Below are 23,720 nucleotides of genomic sequence, written 5' to 3'. Positions count from 1 at the left end.
ATTTCCTCTACGGCACTCGCTTTCCGCAGGAGTCTCGTACCTTCCGTTCCAATCAACTGGACTTTTTTTAAAGATAAACTGCTCTAAGACCCTTAAATGGACCTTTTTCCAATCTTGGGGAATACATATCGTATTCCTCTTTTTTTGTGACAATTCTGCAAACATATAACTGAAATTCATGAAATTTTAGTATAATGACTTGTAGTTAAGGTGACTTCAGGAGGAGTTTTTCATGAACATAATTATGCGTTTTCTTATCAACGGGCTGGTATTGCTCGTTATTGACTGGCTTCTCGACTCCATCACGATTAAATCTTACGGAACAGCCTTGCTGGCGGTTTTTATATTATCAATCATGAACTTGCTGGTTAGGCCCATTCTCCAGCTTATCACATTGCCGATCACCATCCTGACGTTCGGGTTGTTTTCTTTCATTATCAATGCCTTCACATTCCAAATCACTTCCTATGCCGTCAGTGGCTTTGTAATAAATTCTTTTTGGGGAGCTTTAATCGGATCATTGTTATTGAGTTTCATTCAAAGTCTTCTTATAAAACAGAGTAAAAAAAACCGTCAGTAGCATACTGACGGTTTCATACTTTAGACAAACTCGATGAAAAATCGAATTTGTCTAAAGTTTTTTTAGGATCTATATACTGAAACAGTAAGTCGAATGGTGACGGTTTTTCGTATCATTTTCATTTTCATAACAGCCTTCGATATTTCCCGGGCTATTCCCCTAAATTTCGCTAAGCATCACTAGCTGTTTTCTCTTTTTTGACAATACTTTCCCCATAAATATACAAATCAAATCGAGTGCTCTGGAAATCAGTATCAATCGATTCATGGAATGGAATGGCTTCTTACCGGAGTGGAATGAACAGGTTCCTGTAGATGCCTTCGAGCGTAACCGAAATGAGATCACTTATAATCAATATCAGCATAATCGCAACCCTTTCATTGATCATCCTGAATGGGCCTCCGCCATATGGCAATGATGAAACGAACAAGCTGTTCCTTATTTTTGGGACAGCTTGTTCACTATTAAATGTCTAAATTTTTAGAAAAATCACATAATTTTATTTTGTTTGTATAGCATTATAATTAGTTTCGAAAGATTATTATACGATGAAAAATTATAGGATTACTTTTGTAGTAAGCGTTTTCATTTTTTACTTTACATTCTTCCTATTAAAATATATTATTTAGTTGTAATATTATGTGAAAAATCAATAAATAATATGTATTCTCCTCTACTAGTGATAAAATGCTAGATAGAGAAAATTAAACTCCAACATAGAAAAGGGGAAAATTATGCAAAACTCCAAAGAATCTCAACTACATAGAGGTTTGGAAGAAAGACATATCGCATTAATGTCTCTTGGCGCAGCCATTGGAGTCGGATTATTTCTCGGCTCGGCATCTGCGATTAAATTAGCTGGTCCAGCCATCATCATTTCTTATGCCATTGGCGGACTTATGATCTATCTTATCATGCGTGCACTAGGTGAAATGGCGATAAAAAATCCAGTCGCAGGCTCTTTCAGTCGCTACGCAAGCGAATTTGTCGGTCCTCTTGCCGGATATATAACCGGATGGAATTACTGGTTCGTTTGGATCGCCACTTGTATGGCTGAAATTACTGCAGTCGGAATCTATATGCAGTTTTGGTTCCCTGATACTCCGCAATGGGCTTGGGCGTTAGCCGCACTCGCCATCATGACAACGATTAACTTTCTTGCTGTAAAAGCTTACGGTGAATTGGAGTTTTGGTTCGCCCTTATTAAAATCGTAACGATCATCCTTATGATCGTCCTTGGCTTTGGAATGATCATCTTTGGACTGGGGAATGGCGGAATCGCAGTCGGATTCGGCAACCTTGTTGAAAATGGAGGATTTTTCCCGAATGGTATTTCTGGTGTCATCCTCTCATTCCAAATGGTCATGTTCGCCTATTTGGGAATTGAAATGCTCGGTGTTACCGCAGGTGAAGTTAAAAACCCTGAAAAATCTTTAAAAAGAGCCATCGATACCGTTTTTTATCGGATTTTACTTTTTTACGTTTTAGCTCTGACAGTCATTTTATCAATCACTCCATGGGATGAAATGAATGGGGAAAACAGCCCATTCGTTATGATGTTTGATAAAATCGGTATTCCAGGCGCAGCAGGAATCATTCAGTTTGTCGTACTGACAGCAGCCCTTTCATCTTGTAACAGCGGGATCTTCAGTACAGGAAGAATGTTATTCAACCTAGCGCAGCAAGGTGAATCACCAAAAAGTTTCGAACGTACAACAAAGTCAGGCGTTCCTGGCGTTGCCATTATCGTTTCGGCTATCGTGCTTCTTTTCGGTGTTTACCTTAACTACATGGAAGCCGATAAAGTTTTCACTTACGTCACAAGTGTCGCTACATTCGGTGCACTCTGGACATGGGGAACCATACTTGTCACACAGATCATGTCTAGACGGAAAATGAGTCAGGGAGAAAAACAAGGCTTGTCTTACAAAATGCCTCTTTTCCCATTCACTTCTTACTTAACTTTAGCCTTTTTAGTATTCGTAATGGTAGTACTCGGTTTTTCAGCAGATACAAGAATCGCTCTAATCGTTGGTCCGATTTGGATCTTACTGTTGGTAGCCCTGTATTATGTGACCGGCTTGCATAAACGGAAAAGATAAATGTCAGAGGGTGCCAATCTAATTGGCACCCTCTCTTTCTGCCTTCACCTTTTACCCCTTCTTTTGATCACCCAATGGACCGCCGCACCAACTACGCCTAAAATAATGAAGATAGGCAAGTTTCCTATTATAAAAACAATGATTCCTGAACCCGCTTTAAGTAATAGATTCGCACTTGTTGCAAGTTGTTTCTTCGTTCTTTCCCATGTATTCAATTCCTTATTATCAATGCCCGGCACAACTATCCGGTCCTGTGATAACGTGATGGTAACCGTCGAATATGAGGTCTGGTTCTCAAGATACTTCATTTGCCCGGTCAGCTGCTCTATTTCTTCTTGCACCACGGCAAGATCGGATGATATTTTCAACAAATCTTCGGTCTTCTCAGCATCCTTCATGAATGCAAGCAACCTTTCCTCTACTGCTCTCTTTGACTTCAATCTTGCTTTTAAATCTACATATTGCTCCGTTACATCCTGTCCTGTCACATTCCTTCCGACCACTTCTGAAGCCTCACCCTCGCTATCGGCTAGAAAATCCTGAAAATGGGCTTCAGGGACCCGAACAGTGATTGTTCCTTCCACCAGTTCTTCATCTTCCCTGTATACATTGGACTCGACAACATATCCGCCATATTCAGCCACCTTATTCTCAATCTTCATTTGTGCCTTTTCGAGGTTCTTCACCTTCAACTCAAGCTGGGCTTGATGGATGACCTTTCTTTCATCCGTCACCCCTTCCTTTTCCGCCGCTTCTTCCTGTTGCACCATATTCCCGGAAATTGAAGCGTCCATTTTACTTTCCGCCTTTTCATCATGTGATTCAGATGCAGAATCATTTTTTTCATTACTGCTGCATCCAGCAAGTAAAAGGAACAAACTGAACATAAACATCACTATTTTACGGTTCATCGGTATTCCCCCTTTTCTTAATAGTACCGACGTAAAGTTTGGAAGAAAGTTACACTTCTTGATTAAAGGGGATGTTTTATTTTCAGAGTGAGAAGGTAAAGGTATAAGAACATACAAATAATGAAGAAAGAAGAGGATCGCTTTATGAACTACGGAAAATTAGCTAAAAGTGTATTGGTACCTGTGGTTGGAGGCTCACTTGTGGGGATATTCGCCACAAGGAATTCAAAAGAAATTTATGACAAACTCAAGAAACCTGCTTTTGCTCCTCCTTCCTGGACTTTCCCCGTTGCTTGGACCAGCCTTTATACAATCATGGGAATAGCGAAATATCGCATTGCATCCAAAGAAAAAGAATCGAAGTCCGCTGAACGCCTCTATGATACTCAACTAGGGTTGAATTTCTTATGGTCTTTTTTATTCTTCAAATGGGGCTTGCGCGGAACAGCTTTTATTGAAATGGCTGCACTGCTGACCTTGATTACATTAACGGCATTCGAGTTTTATAAAATAGACCGTACATCCGGTTTAGCGATGGTTCCCTATATTGCTTGGGTCACCTTTGCATTGGGATTGAACTTTTCCATCTTCAGGAATAATTAATCACAAAAAAGGAAGCGCCCCTTGTATTAAGGAGCGCTCTCTTTTAGGTTTCACGAGTAAATATTGAAAACGAACGAGTAAATGCTCAGTTTTCACGAGTAAACCTCTATTAATTATTGATATTCGTAATCCTGCCTTCAATTTCAGCCGTGATCTTTCCGCCTTTAAAGGTTTCTTTTACATAGTTAACGAATGCTTCCAGGTCAGCATGTCCAAACACACGCTCTTTTCCTTTCAGGACGGTATAGTTATCACCGCCGCTTGCCATGAAATCATTGACGGCCACCGTGTATGTTTCGGTATCCTTGATAGGTGTTCCGTCCGCTTTCTCCAATAAGGTGACGCGTTCCGTGACAGGTTTACTGAAGTCGGCTGTATAGCTCAGTCCAGAAATTTGCAAGGTTTTCGGAGATCCTTCAACGATCCATTGCTGTTGAAGCAGCGTTTTCACTTCCGCTCCAGTCAGTTCCAGCTTAACCAATACGTTTCCGAACGGCTGGATTTTCGCTAAATCGGAAAAAGTGACTTCCCCCTTTGGAATATCTGCACGAATTCCGCCTGGATTCATGAAGGCAAAATCGGAATTCAAATCTGCCTTCATGGAATCGGCAATTAAATTCCCAAGGCCCGTTTCCTGCGTATACGCATTGGTTCTTAAAATTTTCTCATCCGTTGTCCCAAGCGGGGCTTTCAACTCGGGGAACATGTCTAGATAGTCGTTAATGAATTTCGTCGTCCCGGCATCAGGTGTGATGCCATCTTGTGTAACCGTGACAATCTCAGCTGACTTTTTGACAATATCCTTTGTGTTTGGATCGATTTCCAAATCCACATCTTCAAAAGCCGTTCCATAAGAGTAAGCTTGTACAATCAATTTATTATCCACATAGTTGTTGACCTTCGCATGATTATCTCCCGCTAAGATCACATCTACTTCATCATCCACTGCATTAGCAAGATCAGCCACTTCGCCTGTAATGACCCCTTCCTTTTCAGTGCCTGGGTCATGTGAGATGATCACAATCGATTTGACGCCTTTTTCTTTCAACTCATTAACTGCCTTATTTACGGCAGGTGCCTGTTCTATGAATTCTACATTCTTAATGCCATCCGGACTTACTTTTTGAGGTGTGGCATTCGTGACTACACCTATGAACCCAATATCAACCCCGCCGACCTTTTTTATGACGTAAGGGTCCAAAATCGGTTTTTTCGTGTCTTTATATACGACATTGGCAACTACATATGGAAAGTTCAATTTATCGAATACCACATCGGATGTTGGCGACTTTCCGCCATTGATTTGAGCCATCAGGGTTTCTACCCCTTTGTCGAACTCATGGTTCCCGACAGTTCCGACATCGAATTTCATATCATTCAAAAACTGAAGCGTCGGTTTGTCCTGGATTAAAGAAGAAACGGGTGCACTTGCACCTACAGCATCCCCTGCCGAAAGTAAAAGTGTATTTTCAGGGTTTTCAGCTTTACGCTGCTTCAAGTGCGCAGCTAAATAATCGGCACGCCCTTGTTTGATACCGCCAAAATCGGAAGTGGTATCAAGCTGGCCGTGAAGATCATTGATCCCGAGCAGTTGCACCTTAACGTTTTCTTTTCCCAAATTATATTTGTAAATGCCAAAGCCTTTATCATCCTTTTTGCCTGTATAGGAAATCGGGCTGTCTTCATTTAAATATTCCGCACCTTTAGGTGATGAGGTGAAAGTAACGTCCACCTTACCTGAAATCGGGGCAATCGACCAGTTATTATCAGCAGTTGGATTGATCTCACCCTCTTGTGTGATGTAATCCATCAAGATCTGGCGATTTTCATCCGCAGAGTCAACTACATATTCGCTGCCCTTGACTCCCGGGAAGTTCCCCCCGCCCGAAGCACGGTAATTATTCGTCACTACGATGAAATCTTGATTCGGGTCCACTGGTTCACCATTATATTTCAAATCTGCAATCCTGCTTGAATCCGACACTTTTATCCCTTTTTCATCATAGCGCGGAGCTTTGGTGACATCGATTTGATACGTAACGCCGTCAATCACATCAAAGTTATAAACGGCAAACTTTCCATTAAGCAGCTCCTGTTCCTCAGACTTGGCAGGATCGATTGTATTATATTTCCCGGCAGACATTTCTAGCCACTCTTTAACAACTGACCCTTTGATCTTGATTGCCTTCAAGGTATTATCGTATAAATATAAATCACCGGCGCTGCGAATGGTCAGTCCGCCTTCCTTGATTTCGGTGAATTCCTCGACTCCATTGCGACCCGCTTTGAAAGGGGCTCCTACAGAGAGAATCGGCAAGTCCTTGTATTCAGGACGGTTGCTTTGGATGTATTTTTCTACATACCATTTCTGTGCGCTCGTCACGACCTGTACGGAAGGATCGTCTTGCACAAGGGCGAAGTAACTATGAATTGGAGCTGTAGTCGTTCCAATTGGCGTGTTGACATACTTGATCGTTCCTTCGTGATCCTTCTTCACGGCTTTGACGACAGATGCATCTTCAGCCGCTTTTTTTCCTGTTATTTTATCGTTGATTGCACGTGTTGATGAATCGGAATTGACGACTTTCCATTTCCCCTTGATATTCTGGATATCAAGATCGATGATCCCGAGATTACCGCCGCCATATCCTGCTTGAACGGCTGGTACACCATTGATGGTACCCTTTTTATTATCCACGCCTTTAAGGACTTTTCCTTGGCTATCTTTGAATAGGCTGTCTAAAGAAGCCTCGTCTTGTGCCGGAAAGACCTTATGCGTGTGGGAGAACGTGATGGCATCGATGCCGGATACCTTGCTTAATGAATAGATGACATCCTCGGTATTCTTGGTATCGCCATTAAACCCGGAATGCGTGAGCGCCACGATGACATCCGCGCCCTTTTTCTTCATTTCAGGTACATATTTTTTTGCAGTCGTGATGATTTCTTTTGTAATGACCTTACCTTCAAGGTTCGCTTTATCCCAATCCATTATTTGCGGAGGGGCAAATCCAATGTAGCCTATTTTTACTGATTTTTCTTTTCCATTGATGTCCTTTACTTTCTTTGTGACGATTTTATAAGGAGTATATTTATTTTTATCATTCTTTGAATCATTGTCTTTATCTTTTTTATAAACATTGGCATTGACATAAGGGAAGTTCGCATCATTGATGGCCTCTTCCAAATAAGCTAAACCATAATTGAATTCATGATTGCCGAATGTGGCCACATCATAGTCTAGCAAGTTCATCGCTTTATAGACAGGATGGACTTCACCCTTTTTCAGCGGCGCTATTTTCGCTTTGTACGTACCTAGCGGCGTCCCTTGAATAAGGTCGCCGTTATCCACTAAAACGCTATTTTTCACTTCTTTTCGTGCCTGTTTGATTAAAGAAGCCGTGCGGGAAAAGCCGACAGAGTCCGATACGGCATCCTTATAATAATCATAGCTCACCAGATTAGTGTGTATATCTGTCGTTTCCATGATCCTTAGTTCAAAAGGTGCATCCGAAACGGAGGCTGCCAGGCTGTTGCGGAAGTTACTCGTATTGCCGTTATACTTGGAGACAACCGATACTTTGATCCAATAACCCGATTTGTACGAGTTGAAGTACGCAGAGAACTTTTGGGCCGATTTAATATCCGCCTCAATGGCTGACTGTGAAATGACCTTCGTCCCATTCATTAATTGAAAGACAACGGTTTCATTTCCTTTGTTCCCTTTTTTCGGTGTGACCGTTACAGTAGCTTTGGTGCCTTTTGAGTAATTAACAGTAGGAGCTGAAATCGTAAATGGTTCAGTCTTGGCCGGTTTCTTATTAGACTCTTTGGCGGATGTCTCCCCCGGCACGGCAAATGGGGCTGTAATCAAACTCACAGCAAGAATCGGGGCGAGCATCTTATTAACATGCATTTTGAACGACATACTTCACAACCCTTCTATTTTTGTAAAATGCTAGAATAATATATCATGATTTTGTCGAATAAACGCCAAAATTTACCTTAATATTACGAATTTTGAATAAACGGTACCTTTTACCTATTTCCATTCAGTGAACACGGACCTTTTTTCCTTCAAATATATATAAAGGCTGGCCCATGCACATGAGCCAACCTGCTTAATGAAATGCTTACTGAAGAATCCAATAAATCATCTAAACCATTGAAACAAATTAAATTCGTTACTATTCTTTATCGTTTTCTTCATCTATTGATTTTTCTCATTCGTTTTTTTGCCAAGCCTCTATAAACAAGGTTTCATCAAAACAAAAGTGTAATTTAACGTAACTCAAAATAAAAGTCATAAAAATGTCACTTATGTAAAAATTTTTCGGCATATATAATTACATTTACGCTTAAAAGAAAGGATGTTTTTATTTGCCTAGTAATAAAAAGGAAGGCATAATCTTTGGACTTTTTATGTGTTTTGGTATGGTCCTTATTATGTCAGTTTACAACACAGCTTTACACGGCTTGTCATCGTTTACCGTAGGGGGTGCAGTAATTCAATTTGCGGTAACATTTATCGTCGCTTTTATTGCAGAGTCAATAGTTGAACCGAAGGCGCGTAAACTTGCATTATCACTGCCTTATGACAAATCGAAAGAATCCAACTTTATTATTGCAATTGCCTTTTGCATGGTCCCTGTAATGGTCATTATTATGTCAGTATATGGGCTTATTTTAACTAGTTTAATGATTGGGATTGAGGGTTCAATCTTCATAGCTTACCTTAAAACAGTTGGTCTAAACTTTATCGTGGCGCTACCATCACAGTTACTGATTGTTGGACCAATCTCACGCTGGTTATTAACTAAATACATTAAACCAGCGACACAAAAGCCAAAATTAACAAAAGTTTGAGTGCGTAAATATTAATATATATGACAAATAAATAAAAAGGATTAAGCTAATACGCTAATCCTTTTTATTTAATATGTTATAACCTACTGCGTTAAGACGAAAAATTCCTTATATCATGAATTGACCTGTCCCATCCAGACCAAGGAGTTTTCCTGTGAAGCGACCATTATATCCAATATGGATTCCCTGCTTGTCCTCCTTCCATAATCCCTTTTTTTTTGAAAAAACCTGCGGAATTCCTTTAAAATAAAAAACTGGTAAAGCAAATTGCATTACCAGTTTTTAAAACATAAAGCCTATAAATCCCGATCTATTAAACTGGCGGATACCGGATCGATGCCCATCTCCCTCGACCAGATGGACAGCTGGCCTATATGGTGAATTTCGTGCGCTATCAGATGGCGCAGTATCCTGCCTTTTTCGTATGTCCCCTCCATCCAAGCTGGTTGAATCATTCCATTCTCATCTTCAATGGAATGCGAGTTCAAATAGTCAATGACCTCAGAATGATAACGGATAGATAAATCCTCCACTTTTTCGATCGTATCATAAGCTTCCAAATCGATCGCGACATCAGGCTTCCCTTGTATGGCCCTGATCCAGCTGCATTCGACATCGATAATATGGGCAAGTGTCCTCAATATATTCCCCAGCCCTCCTATGCGCTGCCGTTTCAGCTCCTCATTCGGTAAGGACCGGCACCACTTGAGCCACTCATTTCGGACCTGCCAATTATAATTGAATAAGATCAACATCCACCCCATCCCCCTCACACTTAATGTCATCGAAGTATCCTTCAGCCTTTGTATTGATAATAATCCTGTCTTTGAATGGTTTTGAATCCACAAGATTCATAGAGTCTTAAAGCATGCTCATTAGTCGCCTCTACCTCGAGAAAAATATCATATCCCAGCTGGCATTGTTCGGCTACGACCTTTTTCAATGCCTTTCTGCCAAGTCCTTTTCCCTGGTATTTTGGCAAAATGGAAAATCCATAAATCCAAGCTTCCCGGCCAGAGTGATCAACACGGATCTTACCGACCGCTCGGCCACCCTTTTCAATCATCATGGTTTTCAGAGTATCCTCATAGAGGATGCGCTGATAATAATCCTTCGCCTCTTGTTTCGTAAATTGGAAACATTGAATATCCAGCTGAATTTCCGTTTCCTCATCCCCTCTCCGCGAAGGGCGAACGACTGCATCACCATAATCATCAAGCTCCGTTTCGGACCATTTCATTTGAAACTCAGAAAAAGCAAACTCACAATTGAGCTGCTTCAAAAATCCTGTCCCTGAATGGGATTGAGCAGGTGAGTTCAAGAGAATCAACTTATAGTTGCGCTCCGCGGCACTCCTTATGGCCTCTTCCATCAGCTTTGTAAAAACGCCTTGCCTACGGTAATCAGGATGCACCATTCCGCACATCTCCACTTTGTTTCCAAAATCGTATAGACCGAGAAAACCAACAAGCTTCAATCCTTCATAGTGAAAAAAGTCATTCTTATTCACACCATTTCGACTGCGAAGCGTTTCCCAGTTCAGCTTTAAAGTAAAACCTTCCCGTTCACATTCATGCTGCAGGATCCGAATATCTTCTAGCTGTTGACTCTTCATTTTCCCCACCCCTTTTCCATATTATCAGTTTATTACCAAACAATAAGAAAAGCAGCACCCTTTTACTCGGATGCCGCATACTTCTATAAGTTTATTGATGAATGTTGTTTTTTTAAAAGTATTTTCACTTTAATCCATAAAACTAAAATCGTACGAGGGGAGGATTTCCTATCTAATTCCATTGACGGATGAATTATAGTAGTAAAATGATTCCATTTGAGGATTATTTTTTACCTATTTTGTGCTATATTCCAAATAATGGTTTATCATTTTTTTATTTGAGTTTTAGGGAGGGATGTAATACAGTCTTGATTTTCAGATAGTACCGATTTCTTTTTATCCCGAATTCCGGACCCTTTTTAGAATAGAATCCGAAATTCGGTGTTTATCACCTGGCACATACGTCCTGAGGTTATCGTTTTTTCGTTTTATGAGCGGACTTTTTTAAGTTCTCTACGTCCGTTGTCAGTTCTTTTAATTGTTTACCGAAGCGGAAGAGCAAAAACATAGAAACGACGAGTGGATAGCCAAATTCACTAACTAATGAAACCCACATAGTAGCATCCTCAATCATCATCCTCTTCACCCCTTTTCTTGTATCTGATATCTAAAGTGAAACTTGTTTAAAAAAATCAATCTAGCACTATTGATTCATGGAAAAAAGAACGAATGTTCGTATATAATTGATTTATTCCCCTTGTCTATCACTTTATTAATTAAAGGAGGGATAACAATGAACCAATTAACTTCTCATTTTTTTTCTCATTCATTGGAGTTTCTGCAGCAACAGTACTCATCTTTCTTTGAGCAACCGATCATTCAAGTATTTTTACAGAACCCAGAGCATTTAAAGATTTTCACTGAAACTCTTGATTCCCCTTCTCCCCACAACATTTGCCATCTCAACGAGACTTTCAAAATTTTCTATTACCGGGCTAAAGTATACAAATACATGTGCTCCTTAATTTACTTTTTCTCTGTTGATTTTGATAAAAGGGCACGGAAGCAGCGGGAACGCTATCGAATGGTACTTGATGCGACACCAAGGGATACTGGCGGATTGATCGATCTAATCGGCACTTTGGACGTTCACCTTGAAAAGATGGGGGAAACGAATGAACTCGCTTCACACATAAGTGATGAAGAGATGATAAAAGCCTTGCAGAAGTTAACAGCCAAACAAAACCTGGTGCTGACCATGAACTTTTCCTACGGCCTATCCAACAAGGAAATTGCTGCCTATTTCCATGAGTCGCCACAGAATATCTCAAGCATCCGTAAACAAGCTCTAAAAAAACTTCGAAAGCACTATATGGATGAGGTATATGTTAGAAAGGAGAAAAGCCATTGTGGATAAAAAACTGTCAAAAGAAGAATTAATGGATCTAATCGACTCTTTGAATCCTAAAATAAAAAAATCGTTAAAAAACACGAACTATCAAGACCGGAATGATCTGGAGCAAGAAATTAAACTTAAGATCATTGAATCATATGAAAAAATCGCAGCAATCGAGGCCCCTAATTTCGAGGAGTTCCTTGCAGAATTCCTTACTAAGCAAAAACAATGAAAAAGTACCAAGTCCAGAGCAAGGATGCTGGGCTTGGTACTTTTTTTCTGAATATCAGTATGATGGTTTCAATGTCAGCGTATCACCTTTTGGGTCGTCTAAAGTGGTTTTATGATAAGTACCTTCTGCCCAATCATCAAGCTGATCGTGGTACCACTCACTTTTCACGTTACCTGATTGACCAGGGCCAACAAGGTGATATCCTTGATTCATATCGGCCAGGTCGATGACAAATCTCCAGGACCCGCCATGATTAACGGTTCCATCATCTAAAAATGCCGCCGCCTGTACGGTGACACTGCTGCCGCCTACCGGCATTCCGCCGCCGCTGTTAAATACATAATTTAATGGGGCGACACTCGAGAGCGGGTGGTTAAACCTGACCTGATGATAGTCTCCCCATTCCCAATCAGCTATATCGTCACCTTGTGATTCTCCCAGTTCCGTTAATGTCTCCTGCAGCGACTTGGCAAGCACCTGCTCAAGTCCGCCCGCCTCATCAATCCAAGGGCCCGGCTTACCGTCCAGTGCCCGCCTTAGTAGTTCATCGACGGCCGACCGCCTTCCATTAAAGAGGTTGAGGATTTCCTCCGGTATTTCTTCCTTAAGCAGAACATCACCTATTTTTCGCATCCAAACATTAAAGATCATCGGTGCCGCTTCATCAACGGAATCAATATGATTCCATTTTTTCAGAATCGTTAGTGCCTGGTCTTCCTTTTTCCCAGATGGACCTTTCAATACCTCCACGAATTGAGGAACAAACTCCTTAGCTTGCAAATTCACTGTATCCATCTGCAGGCTTTGCATATCCTCGGCCGTAAGCTTTTTATTGGCTTTTAAAAACTCCTGTATCCTCATCTGACGGTACGGCTGTGCCCAGTTATTGCTGATGTGGTAAGGATAATCATCTGAGATGACTTTATTATTCGCTGTCGAAATGAATCCCTCTTCCGGATTCACCGTTTTCGGAAGTTCATCAAAAGGAATATAGCCTTTCCACTCAAATTCATCCGTCCAGCCAGGTACAGGCAGCATACTATCGCCTTTTTTCCTGATTGGGATTTTCCCATTCGCCTTATAGGCAATGGTCCCGTCGACTGAGGCAAAGACGAAATTCTGGGCCGGCGTTTCGAATTGCAAGAGGGCCTTTTCGAATTCTTCCCAGCTTCCCGCTTTATTCATATTCAGTACCGCTTCAAGCTCGGCAGATGGATCAAGTGCCGTCCACCTTAATGCAAGCACGGTATCTTTTCCGCTTTTCCCGGCAAACTCGGAGACAACCGGTCCATGGCGGGTAACCGTCACTTTATAGTCGAGTGTTTTACCATCCTTCACCTTGATGGGTTCATCCAAGATTTCAGCTTTTTCCCAGTTACCTTTGTAGGAGAATTCTTTCTCGTTTTCCGGGTTTCTCCTCTCAATATACAGATCCTGTACATCCGGACCGGTATTGGTCACACCCCAAGCCACCTTTTCGTTATGACCGAGGATGATGCCCGGAATCCCAGCAAAAATAACACCGCTCACATTGACCGACGGGGCCTCCAAATGCATTTGATACCAAACGGACGGTGTAGCTAATCCCAGATGGGGATCATCGGCCAATAACGGCTGACCGGAATCCGTTTTCTTGCCTGAAACTACCCAGTTATTGCTGCCGTTGAATTCATAAGGAATAACGGCCCCGGCAAAACTTTTTTCAATATCCAGTTCTTCCTTGCTGATGATATATGGAGCGCTCTTTGGATAATTAGGGAATAAATCATATGCCTTTTCCTTTGGGAACGTTTGCAGCAAATACTGCCTAAACGCCTGATCTTCCCAGTTCCCGCCTAAATCAAAGGCCATATATTTACCGATGGTCAGCGAATCGACGGGTGTCCACGGCTCTGGTTCGTATCCAAGCAGAGTGAACTCCGCCGGCCATTTCCCATTCTCCTTCAATTCATTGATATAAAGATTTACCCCCTCGGCAAACACATCCAAGGCTTCTTTCCCATCACTTGTATATGCTGCATAAGAGGCTTCAGCCGCCCGCCTCAACCCAAGTGTACGGAAATACTTATCGTTTTTGACGGTTTTCTCACCAATCACTTCACTCAATCTTCCTGAAGCCTGACGCCTGCTTAAATCCATTTGAAATAAACGATCCTGTGCTTGGATATACCCTTGGGCTAAGTACAAATCATGTTCATTCGCTGCGTTGATATGCGGGACCCCACTAGAATCCCTCACTACCGTAACCGGTTTCAAAAGACCTGGAAGCGATATTTCCCCCTTCGTTTCCGGCAAGGATCTTGAAAGAAATACATTTGCAGCAATCAAGACAGACAGCAAAAGTATCATCACTATTCCAAAACTCCATAGCACCCGCTTTCTCCACTTCCGTTTTGGCTTTTGCTGAGGTACGGCAACTTCCATCGATTCATCTCCCTCTCTCTCCCCATAAAACTCTCTTTCTTTCTATTTAAGATATTCCGCGTTTCCACCCATCTTTCCTACCAACATCCTTACATTCTCTCTTTTTATTTCAGTAAGGTTGGAAAGGTTCAAGGACGAATTTTTCCTGGGCAAGGTCGAATTTCTACCGCGAAATTGCTCCGATAAACATTAAATCAAATGCAAAAACACCGATACAATGTATCGATGTGGCAGGGAATTCTAGCTATTTGCAATAATGTATTCAATGACTTTATCTGCATCGTCTGTATAAAAGAGAGCTTTATCAAAGTCATGGGCCGCCTTCGTCTCGGCTTCCATGTATTCAATCACGGAAAGGAGACCAAGTAGCCTCTTCCATTTATGAGTTTTCTCGAGAAGTTTTCTTTCCTTTTTTATATCCTCTGGTATGAATTCATTAATGATAAAACATGGGTCGGAAAATGAGGGGTCCCGAAAACGCTCGTTCAAGGCTCGCAATTTATCCCGATCCCATTCGACCCTTACCAAGTCCGATATGACCGAGACATTTTGGACCGAGTCGAGGATGCGTTTGGACAAAATATCATATTCTTCGTCCTCCAACCCTTTATCCGTCATGATTCCTACACAATACCATTTTTCGTTATGATCAGGTTCTTCATTTTTCTTAAAAAACACTCTTCGTCCACCTTCCTTACACGCTTTACATTATTCACTTTACTTAAATGAAAATCAACATGCCCTTACGCCATTAACTATATCATGAAGAAATATCGATGGACGATAAAGTATGAAAGCTTCCTGGGAACTACATGACATAGAAAAAAGATACCCTAAAATAGGATACCTCCATCATACTGGCTGAAGAGCCAGCCCTCTTTGTTTAAACAGATATTCCAGTGCCTGCCTGAATGATAGGAAGGCTTTTACCTGATTTGCGAAATCAAGTTTGACGATCTCTTTCACGGCATCAGGGGCAAAGCCGACAAACATCGTTTCCGTACCCATCAACGCCAGTGCCCCCACTAATTGATCCAACAGGGAGAGCATATTGCTTTCCTTCGTAAAGTTAATTCCGGAGAAATCCATGATCAGTACTTCCGCATGCAGATCTGCACATTTTTGCAGTACCGTCGATTGCATCGACTCCATTCTCCAATCGTCAATTCGTCCGATCAACGGTAGGAGCAGCACATCCTTTAATACGGTCTGAACGATCGGGGTGGACAATTCTTCCATGACTTCTTGGTTTTCTTTTATCTTCTGCAAAGAATCGTTTGCCATTTTCGCCATTTCTTTATAATGATTCACGTAACTGATACTCACACAGTGTATGAACTGGTCCAGGATTGCATCAATTATCGAGCTTGCCTTTAGCAGAATTTCAATCGAGTAATAGCGATTGCTTACTTCTTCTTCAATGAAACTCCAGAAAAGGTTACGCACAAGCTGAGCTTCCTCAATATTCTTATCTAAAGGAATCCCCATATCCACGATGCGCTTACCTATTTCCATACCCGTTATTTTCATACTTTCCATTGCCTGTGCCTTTCCATGAATCAAGGCATCTGCATGAATTTGAATAAGCTTTGACCGTACCTCTTTACTGGTTTCAAAATCATAGAGCGGTTCCTCTTCTTCAAACAACTCGATATGCTCCACTAAGATATATTTAAATTTTTCAATTTTTTCACCGATCATTCTTAATTCTTCCATGTAGACCTCCCATACAGGGCTTTTATCACATTTTATCAAATAATGAATGGTTAAGGATATAAAATCCTTCTATTACCACTATGATAATAGACGTTTACCCTTTTCTTTATAAGGGTATTATGCTATATGACATTGGAGGGATTATCATGAAAAAAGATCAACAAGACTTCGAATCTGAAAACATGAGCGATTTAGTAGAACTCATAAACAGTAAAAATAACAGCCGCAGAATCTTGGATGTACTACGGCGTAATAAAAAGGCTAAAAGTAAAAGCAAAGATAAAAAATGAAAAAACCCAGTCCAAAATGGTCCGGGTTTTTTCATTGGATAAAATAAAAGTGCTGAGTTTGTTGTATTAAGCAATCTCAGCTCTCCCGTCATTAACTATTGAAAAGCCACTACCTTTTTCTCCGGATTTCCTTCACATGGTTTCCTTCAGTGGTAATATAGACTGTTTCATCAATTTTGTATGTTAAATAACGGTCACAATCAATTTCCAACGTTTTCCCATTGCTGAATTTCATTGCGCAATTGGATCCCTCTTCGGTTTCCGTAACATCAATGACTTCGTTCGTCTTAAAACCGACTGCCTTGCCATCGGAGAAATGAGGATAGTATTTTTCAACAATCTCCACCTTTTCCAATCTGCCCGGACTTGTTAAGTATACAACGAATAATATAATTAAAACGGCTATTAACCCAATGAGAATTACTGCTTTTCGATTCACTCTATCTATTACCCTCTTCTCTTATCAATCTATTATTTAATATCCATTTTCACTAGATTATATTCAGCATTCCGGAAAAACATGATAGAAAAGATCATTTTATTTAACGATTCTCTTTTCAACCATCACCACACAAGCGGCAGCCAGGATGATCAGGATCGAGACAGCCGAGATGACCCCTCCCCAGCCGAACTTCATCAGGAATATACCGCCTGATGCCCCCACTATACTTGATCCCGCATAGTAAAACAGGAGATATAAAGCGGATGCTTGTGCCTTTTCACTCTTTTCAGCCAAGCTTCCGACCCAGCTGCTCGCAATTGAATGTGCTCCAAAAAAGCCAAATGTAAACAGTGCAAGCCCCATTATTTTCAGCAAAAGCGGATCCAATAGGGTTAAAAGGGCGCCCATCAGCATAATAGCGATTCCGGTAAGAAGTACAATCCTTCGAGTATATTGATCGGCGAGCTTTCCCATCCATGTAGAACTAAATGTCCCCACAAGATAGATTATGAAAATGAAGCCAATCAATGTTTGTGATAAATGATATGGCGGTCCCATTAAAGGTATACCCACAAAGTTATAAACGGTAACGAACGAGCCCATTAATAGGAAGGCCATGCCGAATAAGAGTACTAGTCCGCTATTCCTTAAGTTATTGATCAGGGAGGTTTTGATTCTCGACAAAGAGACTCCTGCGCGGACGGCATGCTGTGAAGGCGGAAGCATCCACCAAAAGGCCAGACTGATGATCAAACTTAAAGCCCCAAGGCTTCCAATCGCTATGTTCCACGAGAAATGGTCGGTCAGCACGCCGACAATCAGCCTGCCAGCCAATCCCCCGATACTCGAACCGCTCACATAGATTCCCATCACATAGCCAAGGCTTTTCGGATGAAATTCTTCATTGATATAGGCCATCGCAATTGCCGGGAAACCTGCAAGCACGGCTCCTTGAATCGCCCGTATCGCAATTAGGATGTATAGATCATCCTGGATGAAGCTGACACATATGGATAACAATGCAGACAAGGTGAGCGCCGTCCCCATTATTTTTTTCCTATCGATATTTTCTGAGAAAAAAGAAACAAGCAATAAACAGAGTGCAAGCGTTCCTGTTGCGAAAGATAATGTAAGGCTTGCCATTGCAGGAGAGACTCCGAATTGCTTTGCGAAAACCGGAATGACCGGTTGGGTACTATACAGATCCGCAAACGTTACAAAGCTACCAAGAAATAAAGCCAAGATTGTTTTCCTGAATGATTTACCAGCAGGCTCGATATAATTCACTTTTGTTCAGACCCTTCACTATTTAACTTCCCCCCTATGTTAATACGAACTTCCCGAGTTGTCTATTTCACCACTTTTGTCCAACGGAAAAATTTCATTCAAGCAACTTATAAAAAAAACCTTCACTGCATGCAGTGAAGGTTTTTTCATTAATTTGAACGTTTACCATCCCGCTCACTTTTCTTAAGGAGCCAATACACTGGCATACCTATAATGAGGATGATCACCGAGTACAGGGCATTTAAAGGTGTTTGGATTAATGTGCTTAAAACAATGTATATTGCGCCAGCAATCGCCACGATGGGGATGAATGGGTAAAACGGCACTTTATACGTTTTTGCATCCGGATCTTTCCTGCGTAAGATGAAGACCGCAAAGAAAGCTAATCCATAAAAACAGAAGACAGAGAATACGGCCATATTGGTAAGTTTGTCAGGGTCTGTTGCAACCATCATGATGATTGCAATGATCACTTGCAATACCGTCGCATTTATAGGCGTTTTGAACTTGGGCGATATTTTTCCGATTTGTTTATGGCCTGGCATCATTTTATCAGTCGCCATCGCCAAGGTAATGCGTGGAAAGGTCAAAAGCTTTCCGTTCAAGCAACCGAAGATTGAAATCGCAATTCCGATCGATATCAATTTCCCGCCAAATTCACCGAATAAAAGCGTTGCCGCAACATTCGCTGCATTCGTACCATGCGCTATGACTCCCTCCGCCCCCAATACAGAAAGCATGGCAAGATTCACACCCAAGTAAGCGACCATGACCACGACCAATCCCGTTATGATTGCCCGCGGCAGCGTTTTCTGCGGATTTTTCATTTCCCCTGCCATGAAGCCGACATTCATCCAGCCATCATACGCCCAGAGCGTAGCCAAAATCGCACCGGCCATACTGATTTTCATTGAACTTTCGCTATCGACATTGAATACAGGCATATCACCTTGTGCGATACCGAACACCGCTATGAAAATAATTGGGATCAATTTAGCAACGGTTGATAAGGTTTGGATGATACCGCCGTATTTTGTACCCAGCAAGTTCATGCCTGCTATGAATACGATCGTAAGAATCCCTATCGCCAAAGAGTAGCTTGAAGCAATCTTAAATATTCCTGCAACTAATAACCCAAAGTATAAACTGAGTGCGCCCATGACTGCAGGTCCGTATACCAATGTCTGAACCCAGCCGCATAGGAATCCCCATGCTTTGCCGTACACTTCTTCCATATAGACATATAAGCCGCCCGTTTTAGGAATCCGTGTACTCACTTCCGCAATCGTCAACCCGCTTGCAAGGGTAATCAGACCGCCTATCAGCCAAGCTAACAAAGCCATGGTTGAATTACCGCTTAATTCAAGCACGTCACCAGGTCTCATGAAAATACCAGAACCGATAACTGTTCCAACTACAATAGATGTTCCAACCCAAAAGCCAATCGTTTTCTTCAATTGGTCATTTCTCATGTTGTCCTCCCCAGGTGTACACATGTACTTTATTTATACTAAAATTATATCATATAAATTATATGGAAATAGTTTATGTAATCATTTGAATATTACAAAAAATACCCAAACACGTTGGTACCATTACGCTCAGGGAGCTTTATTACATTTATATTTTTTTTACTAATTATGTCTGGAACTACACTAAAAACCGAATATTTTTTTATTATAAAAGGAATTATTGATATTAAACTCAATAATAACGAATTAAAAACCCAAAAATACAATTATCATTCGTTATGAATTTCATGGGAATTCTGCCTATTTTCGGACACATAAAAAAACCACCCCGCATCGACGGGGTGGTCACTCTCCTCTTTCAAGCTTCATTTCGTATTACCAAATAATGAATAGAAGCACAACCGCCAAGACGATCCGGTAAATGGCAAAAGGAGTCAATTTAACTTTATTGATTAAAATCAAGAAAAAGCGGATACAGAATAATGCAAAGATAAATGCACTGATGAAACCTGCAATAAAGAACGGCAGAACTTCAGGTGTGAAGCTTTCCCAGTATTTCACGATTTTCAACAAGCTGGCACCAGCCATGATCGGCACTGCCATGATGAATGTGAAATCGGAAGCCGCCCGATAGCTCATACCCAAAAGCACTCCACCTGAAATGGTCGAGCCTGAACGTGAGAATCCCGGCCATAGTGACAAACATTGAATTAACCCTACACCAAAGGCCTGTTTATAAGTGATTTGGTCAACCGTCTCTGCAGTCAGCTTTGGACGGAATTTATCCGCAGCAATCATCAAAAATGCGCCTAAGAACAATCCGACGATAACCGTCTTCATCGTAAATAAATGATCATCAATATAATCTTCGAATAATAGACCTAAAACGCCCGCCGGCAACAATCCGACAATGATCTGCAATAGGTTAAGCTTTTGGCCGTTCACAGCCGATGTGCCTTTCAGCTTCCTTAAACCAAGCAAGTCCATGAATCGTCCCCAGAAGAGCACGACAACGGCGAGTATCGAACCAAGCTGGATGACCACCTTGAAGGCATTGGCCACTTCACTCCCGAAAAGTTCTTTCGAATTCAGCCATAAATCATCAACGATAATCATATGCCCTGTAGACGATACAGGAGCAAATTCAGTTAATCCTTCTACAAGACCAAGGATAACTGCAACAAAAATTTCCCACATATTCATTTTATTCACCTCATAATTCGAACACCTATTTATGGAAATATCATATGTATTTTACTCGTTGTTTAAAATATTGTCTATTAAACATTGCTGAAACAATTCAAGCGTACATGTATGATAGGGTTCAAGATAAAGTTTAAAGGGGAAGTGATGATTTTGCAAAACATATTGATTTTCGCCCATAGAGGGTCCAAGGGTACGCATCCTGAAAATACCATGGCAGCATTTCAAAAGGCGGCAGAAATCGGGGCAGAGGGGATCGAGTTCGATGTCCACCTCAGTTCTGACGGGGAATTGGTCATCATCCATGACGAAACACTTGATCGAACGACCACCCTTACAGGTTATGTAAAAGATCATTCGGCACAAAAACTGAAAACGGCTGATGCCGGGAGTAAATTTTCCAATGAATTCCTTGGGGAGCGGATTCCTTTTTTAATGGACGTTTTCGACTGGGCTATGGGAAATGCTTTATTGATGAATATCGAAATCAAAACGGATAAACTCGCTTACAAAGGAATTGAACAGAAGATCATTGATTTAATTCGTCAATATGGAATGGAAAATCGGGTGATTCTCTCTTCTTTCAACCATCAATCCATTGAAAAAGTGAAGATGCTTGCCCCAGATCTTGAACGTGCATTATTGTTCGAGGGACTACCTGAAAACTTCGAAGAAATCTTACGTGATAAAAAAGAGTCTGGTTTTCATCCAGATAAAAACAGCCTGACTCCAGCAGTTAATGAAAAAGCGAAAAAACTTGGATATAAAATCCGGCCTTGGGTCGCCAATGATGAAGCCGACATTGTCAGGCTGGCAGAGTTGGGAGTCGACGTCATCATGACCGATTTCCCTGAAAAGGCAATCAAGATTTTAAAAGCTTGGCAGCCACATGGCTGAACAATGCGAAAGAGAAGGAGCGATGCTCCTTCTCTTTCTAATCCATTTTTATTCAGTTAATTAACGAGAATATCCGCCTAATTGTTGCTCAGCCATTTGCACTAAACGTTTTGTGATTTCCCCACCAACAGATCCGTTAGCGCGAGAAGTAGTGTCAGCACCTAGGTTTACACCAAATTCACTAGCGATTTCATTCTTCATTTGTTGTAGAGCTTGCTCTGCACCAGCTACTACTAGTTGATTGCTGTTATTGTTGTTTGCCATGTGTTTTCACCTCCTACTAATATTAATTAGCATTTTAGGCTTAAATTATTATTGCCAATTTATTGTATTTTTTCATCTGTGTTTCTACAATCCTTAGCTCTTTATCATGAATTCCATTTTATGCTCATAAACTGTTAGGAAACTTTCAGTAGGAGGGAAAAGAATTGCAAATACATGTGGTTAGGCCAGGCCAGACGTTATATGGCATCGCCCAGACATACAGCGTAACCGTTGACAGGCTCGTTGAATCAAATAAGATCCCTAACCCAAATAATCTTGTTTCGGGGCAGGCCCTTGTCATTCCAATCGTCGGCAGTTATTATTTCGTTCAACCGGGTGATAGTCTTTATTCCATTTCCCAAAGGGTTGATGTCCCTGTTCAAGAATTGGCAAATATAAATGGCATTTCCGAAAATCAAATCCTATCCGTTGGATACCGGCTCTATATTCCGGCTCGGAGGAAAAGGACCGCCGAATTCAACGGCTATGTCGAGCCGAGGGGTACGACGGTTGCACCGGCCCTTGAGACGGCCGCCAGGGAAGCCGCACCCTATTTAACCTACTTAGCCCCTTTTAGCTTCCAGGCGCTACGAGACGGCTCCTTAAAAGAGCCATTGCTCAATGAATTCCCTGCCATCGCCAGGGAAAATAAAAATGTCCTGATGATGGTGATCACGAATCAGGAGAATGACCAATTCAGCGATGAGCTCGGTCGAATCATCTTAACGAATACTTCCGTTCAGAATAAGTTCCTGAACAATATCGTTACAACGGCAAAGAAATATGGTTTCCGCGATATCCACTTTGACTTTGAGTATTTACGCCCAGCCGACAGAGAAGCCTATAATCAATTTCTCCGAAAAGCCAGGGATCGCTTCAAGAAGGAAGGATGGTTCATTTCCACGGCACTGGCCCCTAAAACAAGTGCTGAGCAAAAAGGCCGTTGGTATGAGGCCCATGACTATAAAGCACATGGTGAAATCGTCGACTTCGTCATCATCATGACATATGAATGGGGATATAGCGGCGGACCCCCAATGGCAGTGTCACCAATTGGACCTGTTCGGGATGTTCTCGAATATGCCGTCACCGATATTCCTTCCAACAAGATCATGATGGGGCAAAATCTATATGGCTATGATTGGACCCTGCCTTTTGTACAGGGATCCACTGCCAGGGCCGTGAGTCCGCAGCAGGCCATCCAGATTGCGGCGGACAATGATGTTTCCATCGAGTATGATGAAACCGCACAGGCCCCGCACTTCAATTATACCGATATTGAGGATAGGAAGCATGAGGTGTGGTTTGAAGATGCCAGATCGATTCAGGCAAAATTCGATTTACTCAAAGAATTGAACTTAAGGGGAATGAGTTATTGGAAGCTCGGCTTAGCCTTCCCCCAAAACTGGCTGCTCATCAGTGATAACTTCAACGTACGGAGAAGGGTTTAACAAAAGATAAAGGAATACCGAAGCTCAAA

23 protein-coding genes and 1 pseudogene are annotated in these 23,720 nt (G+C 41.5%); 10 read left to right on the top strand and 14 right to left on the bottom strand.

What is annotated here, in order from left to right:
- Window positions 1-232: 232 nt before the first annotated feature.
- The 3 genes and pseudogenes from ACSR9O_RS13355 to ACSR9O_RS13345 all read left to right on the top strand — a co-directional run bounded on the left by ACSR9O_RS13355 (window position 233) and on the right by ACSR9O_RS13345 (window position 2,682).
- Window positions 233-580, top strand: coding sequence for a phage holin family protein (locus tag ACSR9O_RS13355; RefSeq protein ID WP_101223581.1), 348 nt, complete (start codon window positions 233-235; stop codon window positions 578-580).
- Window positions 581-878: 298 nt separating this feature from the next.
- Window positions 879-998 (top strand): annotated as a pseudogene (locus ACSR9O_RS13350) (endonuclease); the annotation flags it as partial.
- 316 nt (window positions 999-1,314) lie between these two features.
- Window positions 1,315-2,682, top strand: a complete 1,368-nt coding sequence (locus tag ACSR9O_RS13345; protein ID WP_101223582.1) for an amino acid permease — start codon at window positions 1,315-1,317, stop codon at window positions 2,680-2,682.
- 44 nt (window positions 2,683-2,726) lie between these two features.
- On the opposite strand, the gene ACSR9O_RS13340 is transcribed toward ACSR9O_RS13345, so the two are convergent.
- Complete coding sequence (locus tag ACSR9O_RS13340) at window positions 2,727-3,593, bottom strand: DUF4349 domain-containing protein (protein WP_491724504.1); 867 nt, start codon at window positions 3,591-3,593, stop codon at window positions 2,727-2,729.
- Window positions 3,594-3,737: 144 nt separating this feature from the next.
- On the opposite strand from ACSR9O_RS13340, the gene ACSR9O_RS13335 reads away from it, so the two are divergent.
- A complete protein-coding gene (locus tag ACSR9O_RS13335) occupies window positions 3,738-4,196 on the top strand; it encodes a TspO/MBR family protein (protein ID WP_232782953.1) in 459 nt (152 codons plus the stop codon).
- A 109-nt stretch (window positions 4,197-4,305) separates the two neighbouring features.
- Here the strand turns inward: ACSR9O_RS13335 and ACSR9O_RS13330 are convergent, their stop codons facing one another.
- Window positions 4,306-8,124, bottom strand: coding sequence for a bifunctional 2',3'-cyclic-nucleotide 2'-phosphodiesterase/3'-nucleotidase (locus tag ACSR9O_RS13330; protein WP_491724503.1), 3,819 nt, complete (start codon window positions 8,122-8,124; stop codon window positions 4,306-4,308).
- A 452-nt stretch (window positions 8,125-8,576) separates the two neighbouring features.
- On the opposite strand from ACSR9O_RS13330, the gene ACSR9O_RS13325 reads away from it, so the two are divergent.
- Complete coding sequence (locus tag ACSR9O_RS13325; RefSeq protein WP_491724502.1) at window positions 8,577-9,062, top strand: DUF2798 domain-containing protein; 486 nt, start codon at window positions 8,577-8,579, stop codon at window positions 9,060-9,062.
- A gap of 108 nt (window positions 9,063-9,170) precedes the next feature.
- Here the strand turns inward: ACSR9O_RS13325 and ACSR9O_RS13320 are convergent, their stop codons facing one another.
- From ACSR9O_RS13320 to ACSR9O_RS13305, 4 genes are all read right to left on the bottom strand, one after another.
- Window positions 9,171-9,335, bottom strand: coding sequence for a hypothetical protein (locus tag ACSR9O_RS13320; RefSeq protein ID WP_491724501.1), 165 nt, complete (start codon window positions 9,333-9,335; stop codon window positions 9,171-9,173).
- Between the two features lie 23 nt (window positions 9,336-9,358).
- The gene (locus ACSR9O_RS13315) at window positions 9,359-9,817 is read right to left on the bottom strand and encodes a DinB family protein (protein ID WP_459735154.1); all 459 of its coding nucleotides are present in this window, start codon (window positions 9,815-9,817) and stop codon (window positions 9,359-9,361) included.
- A 41-nt stretch (window positions 9,818-9,858) separates the two neighbouring features.
- Window positions 9,859-10,677: a GNAT family N-acetyltransferase gene (locus tag ACSR9O_RS13310; protein ID WP_491724500.1), complete on the bottom strand. Its 819-nt coding sequence runs from the start codon at window positions 10,675-10,677 to the stop codon at window positions 9,859-9,861.
- A gap of 412 nt (window positions 10,678-11,089) precedes the next feature.
- Window positions 11,090-11,251: a YvrJ family protein gene (locus tag ACSR9O_RS13305; protein ID WP_491724499.1), complete on the bottom strand. Its 162-nt coding sequence runs from the start codon at window positions 11,249-11,251 to the stop codon at window positions 11,090-11,092.
- A gap of 159 nt (window positions 11,252-11,410) precedes the next feature.
- Here ACSR9O_RS13305 and ACSR9O_RS13300 point away from each other — a divergent pair, with 159 nt between their 5' ends.
- Together ACSR9O_RS13300 and ACSR9O_RS13295 are read left to right on the top strand one after the other, a co-directional pair.
- Window positions 11,411-12,034 (top strand): sigma-70 family RNA polymerase sigma factor, encoded by a 624-nt coding sequence (locus ACSR9O_RS13300; protein ID WP_434168023.1) that lies wholly within the window; start codon window positions 11,411-11,413, stop codon window positions 12,032-12,034.
- A complete protein-coding gene (locus ACSR9O_RS13295) occupies window positions 12,027-12,245 on the top strand; it encodes a hypothetical protein (RefSeq protein WP_101223589.1) in 219 nt (72 codons plus the stop codon). The genes ACSR9O_RS13300 and ACSR9O_RS13295 overlap by 8 nt, the downstream gene beginning before the upstream one ends.
- 54 nt (window positions 12,246-12,299) lie before the next feature.
- On the opposite strand, the gene ACSR9O_RS13290 is transcribed toward ACSR9O_RS13295, so the two are convergent.
- The 3 genes from ACSR9O_RS13290 to ACSR9O_RS13280 form a co-directional block, all read right to left on the bottom strand.
- Window positions 12,300-14,669, bottom strand: a complete 2,370-nt coding sequence (locus ACSR9O_RS13290; protein ID WP_491724498.1) for a penicillin acylase family protein — start codon at window positions 14,667-14,669, stop codon at window positions 12,300-12,302.
- A 240-nt stretch (window positions 14,670-14,909) separates the two neighbouring features.
- A complete protein-coding gene (locus tag ACSR9O_RS13285) occupies window positions 14,910-15,347 on the bottom strand; it encodes a hypothetical protein (protein WP_230176225.1) in 438 nt (145 codons plus the stop codon).
- Between the two features lie 174 nt (window positions 15,348-15,521).
- Window positions 15,522-16,385 carry an STAS domain-containing protein gene (locus ACSR9O_RS13280; protein ID WP_230176224.1) on the bottom strand — a complete coding sequence of 288 codons (864 nt, stop codon included), beginning with the start codon at window positions 16,383-16,385 and terminating at the stop codon, window positions 15,522-15,524.
- Between the two features lie 146 nt (window positions 16,386-16,531).
- On the opposite strand from ACSR9O_RS13280, the gene ACSR9O_RS13275 reads away from it, so the two are divergent.
- On the top strand, window positions 16,532-16,675 hold the full coding sequence (locus ACSR9O_RS13275) for a hypothetical protein (RefSeq protein WP_157831056.1): 144 nt from the start codon (window positions 16,532-16,534) through the stop codon (window positions 16,673-16,675).
- A gap of 109 nt (window positions 16,676-16,784) precedes the next feature.
- On the opposite strand, the gene ACSR9O_RS13270 is transcribed toward ACSR9O_RS13275, so the two are convergent.
- The 4 genes from ACSR9O_RS13270 to ACSR9O_RS13255 all read right to left on the bottom strand — a co-directional run bounded on the left by ACSR9O_RS13270 (window position 16,785) and on the right by ACSR9O_RS13255 (window position 21,079).
- The gene (locus ACSR9O_RS13270) at window positions 16,785-17,114 is read right to left on the bottom strand and encodes a hypothetical protein (protein WP_101223592.1); all 330 of its coding nucleotides are present in this window, start codon (window positions 17,112-17,114) and stop codon (window positions 16,785-16,787) included.
- Between the two features lie 99 nt (window positions 17,115-17,213).
- On the bottom strand, window positions 17,214-18,404 hold the full coding sequence (locus tag ACSR9O_RS13265) for an MFS transporter (RefSeq protein ID WP_491724497.1): 1,191 nt from the start codon (window positions 18,402-18,404) through the stop codon (window positions 17,214-17,216).
- A gap of 149 nt (window positions 18,405-18,553) precedes the next feature.
- On the bottom strand, window positions 18,554-19,876 hold the full coding sequence (locus tag ACSR9O_RS13260) for an APC family permease (RefSeq protein ID WP_101223594.1): 1,323 nt from the start codon (window positions 19,874-19,876) through the stop codon (window positions 18,554-18,556).
- Between the two features lie 375 nt (window positions 19,877-20,251).
- A complete protein-coding gene (locus ACSR9O_RS13255; RefSeq protein WP_101223595.1) occupies window positions 20,252-21,079 on the bottom strand; it encodes an undecaprenyl-diphosphate phosphatase in 828 nt (275 codons plus the stop codon).
- A gap of 147 nt (window positions 21,080-21,226) precedes the next feature.
- Here ACSR9O_RS13255 and ACSR9O_RS13250 point away from each other — a divergent pair, with 147 nt between their 5' ends.
- Window positions 21,227-21,976, top strand: coding sequence for a glycerophosphodiester phosphodiesterase (locus tag ACSR9O_RS13250; protein ID WP_491724496.1), 750 nt, complete (start codon window positions 21,227-21,229; stop codon window positions 21,974-21,976).
- A gap of 60 nt (window positions 21,977-22,036) precedes the next feature.
- Here the strand turns inward: ACSR9O_RS13250 and ACSR9O_RS13245 are convergent, their stop codons facing one another.
- Window positions 22,037-22,240: an alpha/beta-type small acid-soluble spore protein gene (locus ACSR9O_RS13245; protein ID WP_057278019.1), complete on the bottom strand. Its 204-nt coding sequence runs from the start codon at window positions 22,238-22,240 to the stop codon at window positions 22,037-22,039.
- 164 nt (window positions 22,241-22,404) lie between these two features.
- Between ACSR9O_RS13245 and ACSR9O_RS13240 the strand changes: the two genes are divergently transcribed.
- Window positions 22,405-23,691: a glycoside hydrolase family 18 protein gene (locus ACSR9O_RS13240; protein WP_101223597.1), complete on the top strand. Its 1,287-nt coding sequence runs from the start codon at window positions 22,405-22,407 to the stop codon at window positions 23,689-23,691.
- Window positions 23,692-23,720 lie beyond the last annotated feature (29 nt).

The organism is Peribacillus sp. B65, from assembly GCF_058513295.1.
Note: the sequence above shows the minus strand (reverse complement) of the source record. Positions and strands in the feature narration are given on the sequence as shown.

Excerpts from the sequence above, each read along its gene's own strand:
- ACSR9O_RS13255 (WP_101223595.1), bottom strand. The coding sequence starts at position 21,079 with ATGAATATGTGGGAAATTTTTGTTGCAGTTATCCTTGGTCTTGTAGAA.
- ACSR9O_RS13315 (WP_459735154.1), bottom strand. The coding sequence starts at position 9,817 with ATGTTGATCTTATTCAATTATAATTGGCAGGTCCGAAATGAGTGGCTC.
- ACSR9O_RS13330 (WP_491724503.1), bottom strand. The coding sequence starts at position 8,124 with ATGTCGTTCAAAATGCATGTTAATAAGATGCTCGCCCCGATTCTTGCT.
- ACSR9O_RS13345 (WP_101223582.1), top strand. The coding sequence starts at position 1,315 with ATGCAAAACTCCAAAGAATCTCAACTACATAGAGGTTTGGAAGAAAGA.
- ACSR9O_RS13290 (WP_491724498.1), bottom strand. The coding sequence starts at position 14,669 with ATGGAAGTTGCCGTACCTCAGCAAAAGCCAAAACGGAAGTGGAGAAAG.
- ACSR9O_RS13250 (WP_491724496.1), top strand. The coding sequence starts at position 21,227 with ATGATTTTGCAAAACATATTGATTTTCGCCCATAGAGGGTCCAAGGGT.
- ACSR9O_RS13275 (WP_157831056.1), top strand. The coding sequence starts at position 16,532 with ATGAAAAAAGATCAACAAGACTTCGAATCTGAAAACATGAGCGATTTA.
- ACSR9O_RS13310 (WP_491724500.1), bottom strand. The coding sequence starts at position 10,677 with ATGAAGAGTCAACAGCTAGAAGATATTCGGATCCTGCAGCATGAATGT.
- ACSR9O_RS13260 (WP_101223594.1), bottom strand. The coding sequence starts at position 19,876 with ATGAGAAATGACCAATTGAAGAAAACGATTGGCTTTTGGGTTGGAACA.
- ACSR9O_RS13355 (WP_101223581.1), top strand. The coding sequence starts at position 233 with ATGAACATAATTATGCGTTTTCTTATCAACGGGCTGGTATTGCTCGTT.
- ACSR9O_RS13280 (WP_230176224.1), bottom strand. The coding sequence starts at position 16,385 with ATGGAAGAATTAAGAATGATCGGTGAAAAAATTGAAAAATTTAAATAT.
- ACSR9O_RS13340 (WP_491724504.1), bottom strand. The coding sequence starts at position 3,593 with ATGAACCGTAAAATAGTGATGTTTATGTTCAGTTTGTTCCTTTTACTT.
- ACSR9O_RS13305 (WP_491724499.1), bottom strand. The coding sequence starts at position 11,251 with ATGATTGAGGATGCTACTATGTGGGTTTCATTAGTTAGTGAATTTGGC.
- ACSR9O_RS13245 (WP_057278019.1), bottom strand. The coding sequence starts at position 22,240 with ATGGCAAACAACAATAACAGCAATCAACTAGTAGTAGCTGGTGCAGAG.
- ACSR9O_RS13335 (WP_232782953.1), top strand. The coding sequence starts at position 3,738 with ATGAACTACGGAAAATTAGCTAAAAGTGTATTGGTACCTGTGGTTGGA.
- ACSR9O_RS13320 (WP_491724501.1), bottom strand. The coding sequence starts at position 9,335 with ATGCAATTTGCTTTACCAGTTTTTTATTTTAAAGGAATTCCGCAGGTT.
- ACSR9O_RS13300 (WP_434168023.1), top strand. The coding sequence starts at position 11,411 with ATGAACCAATTAACTTCTCATTTTTTTTCTCATTCATTGGAGTTTCTG.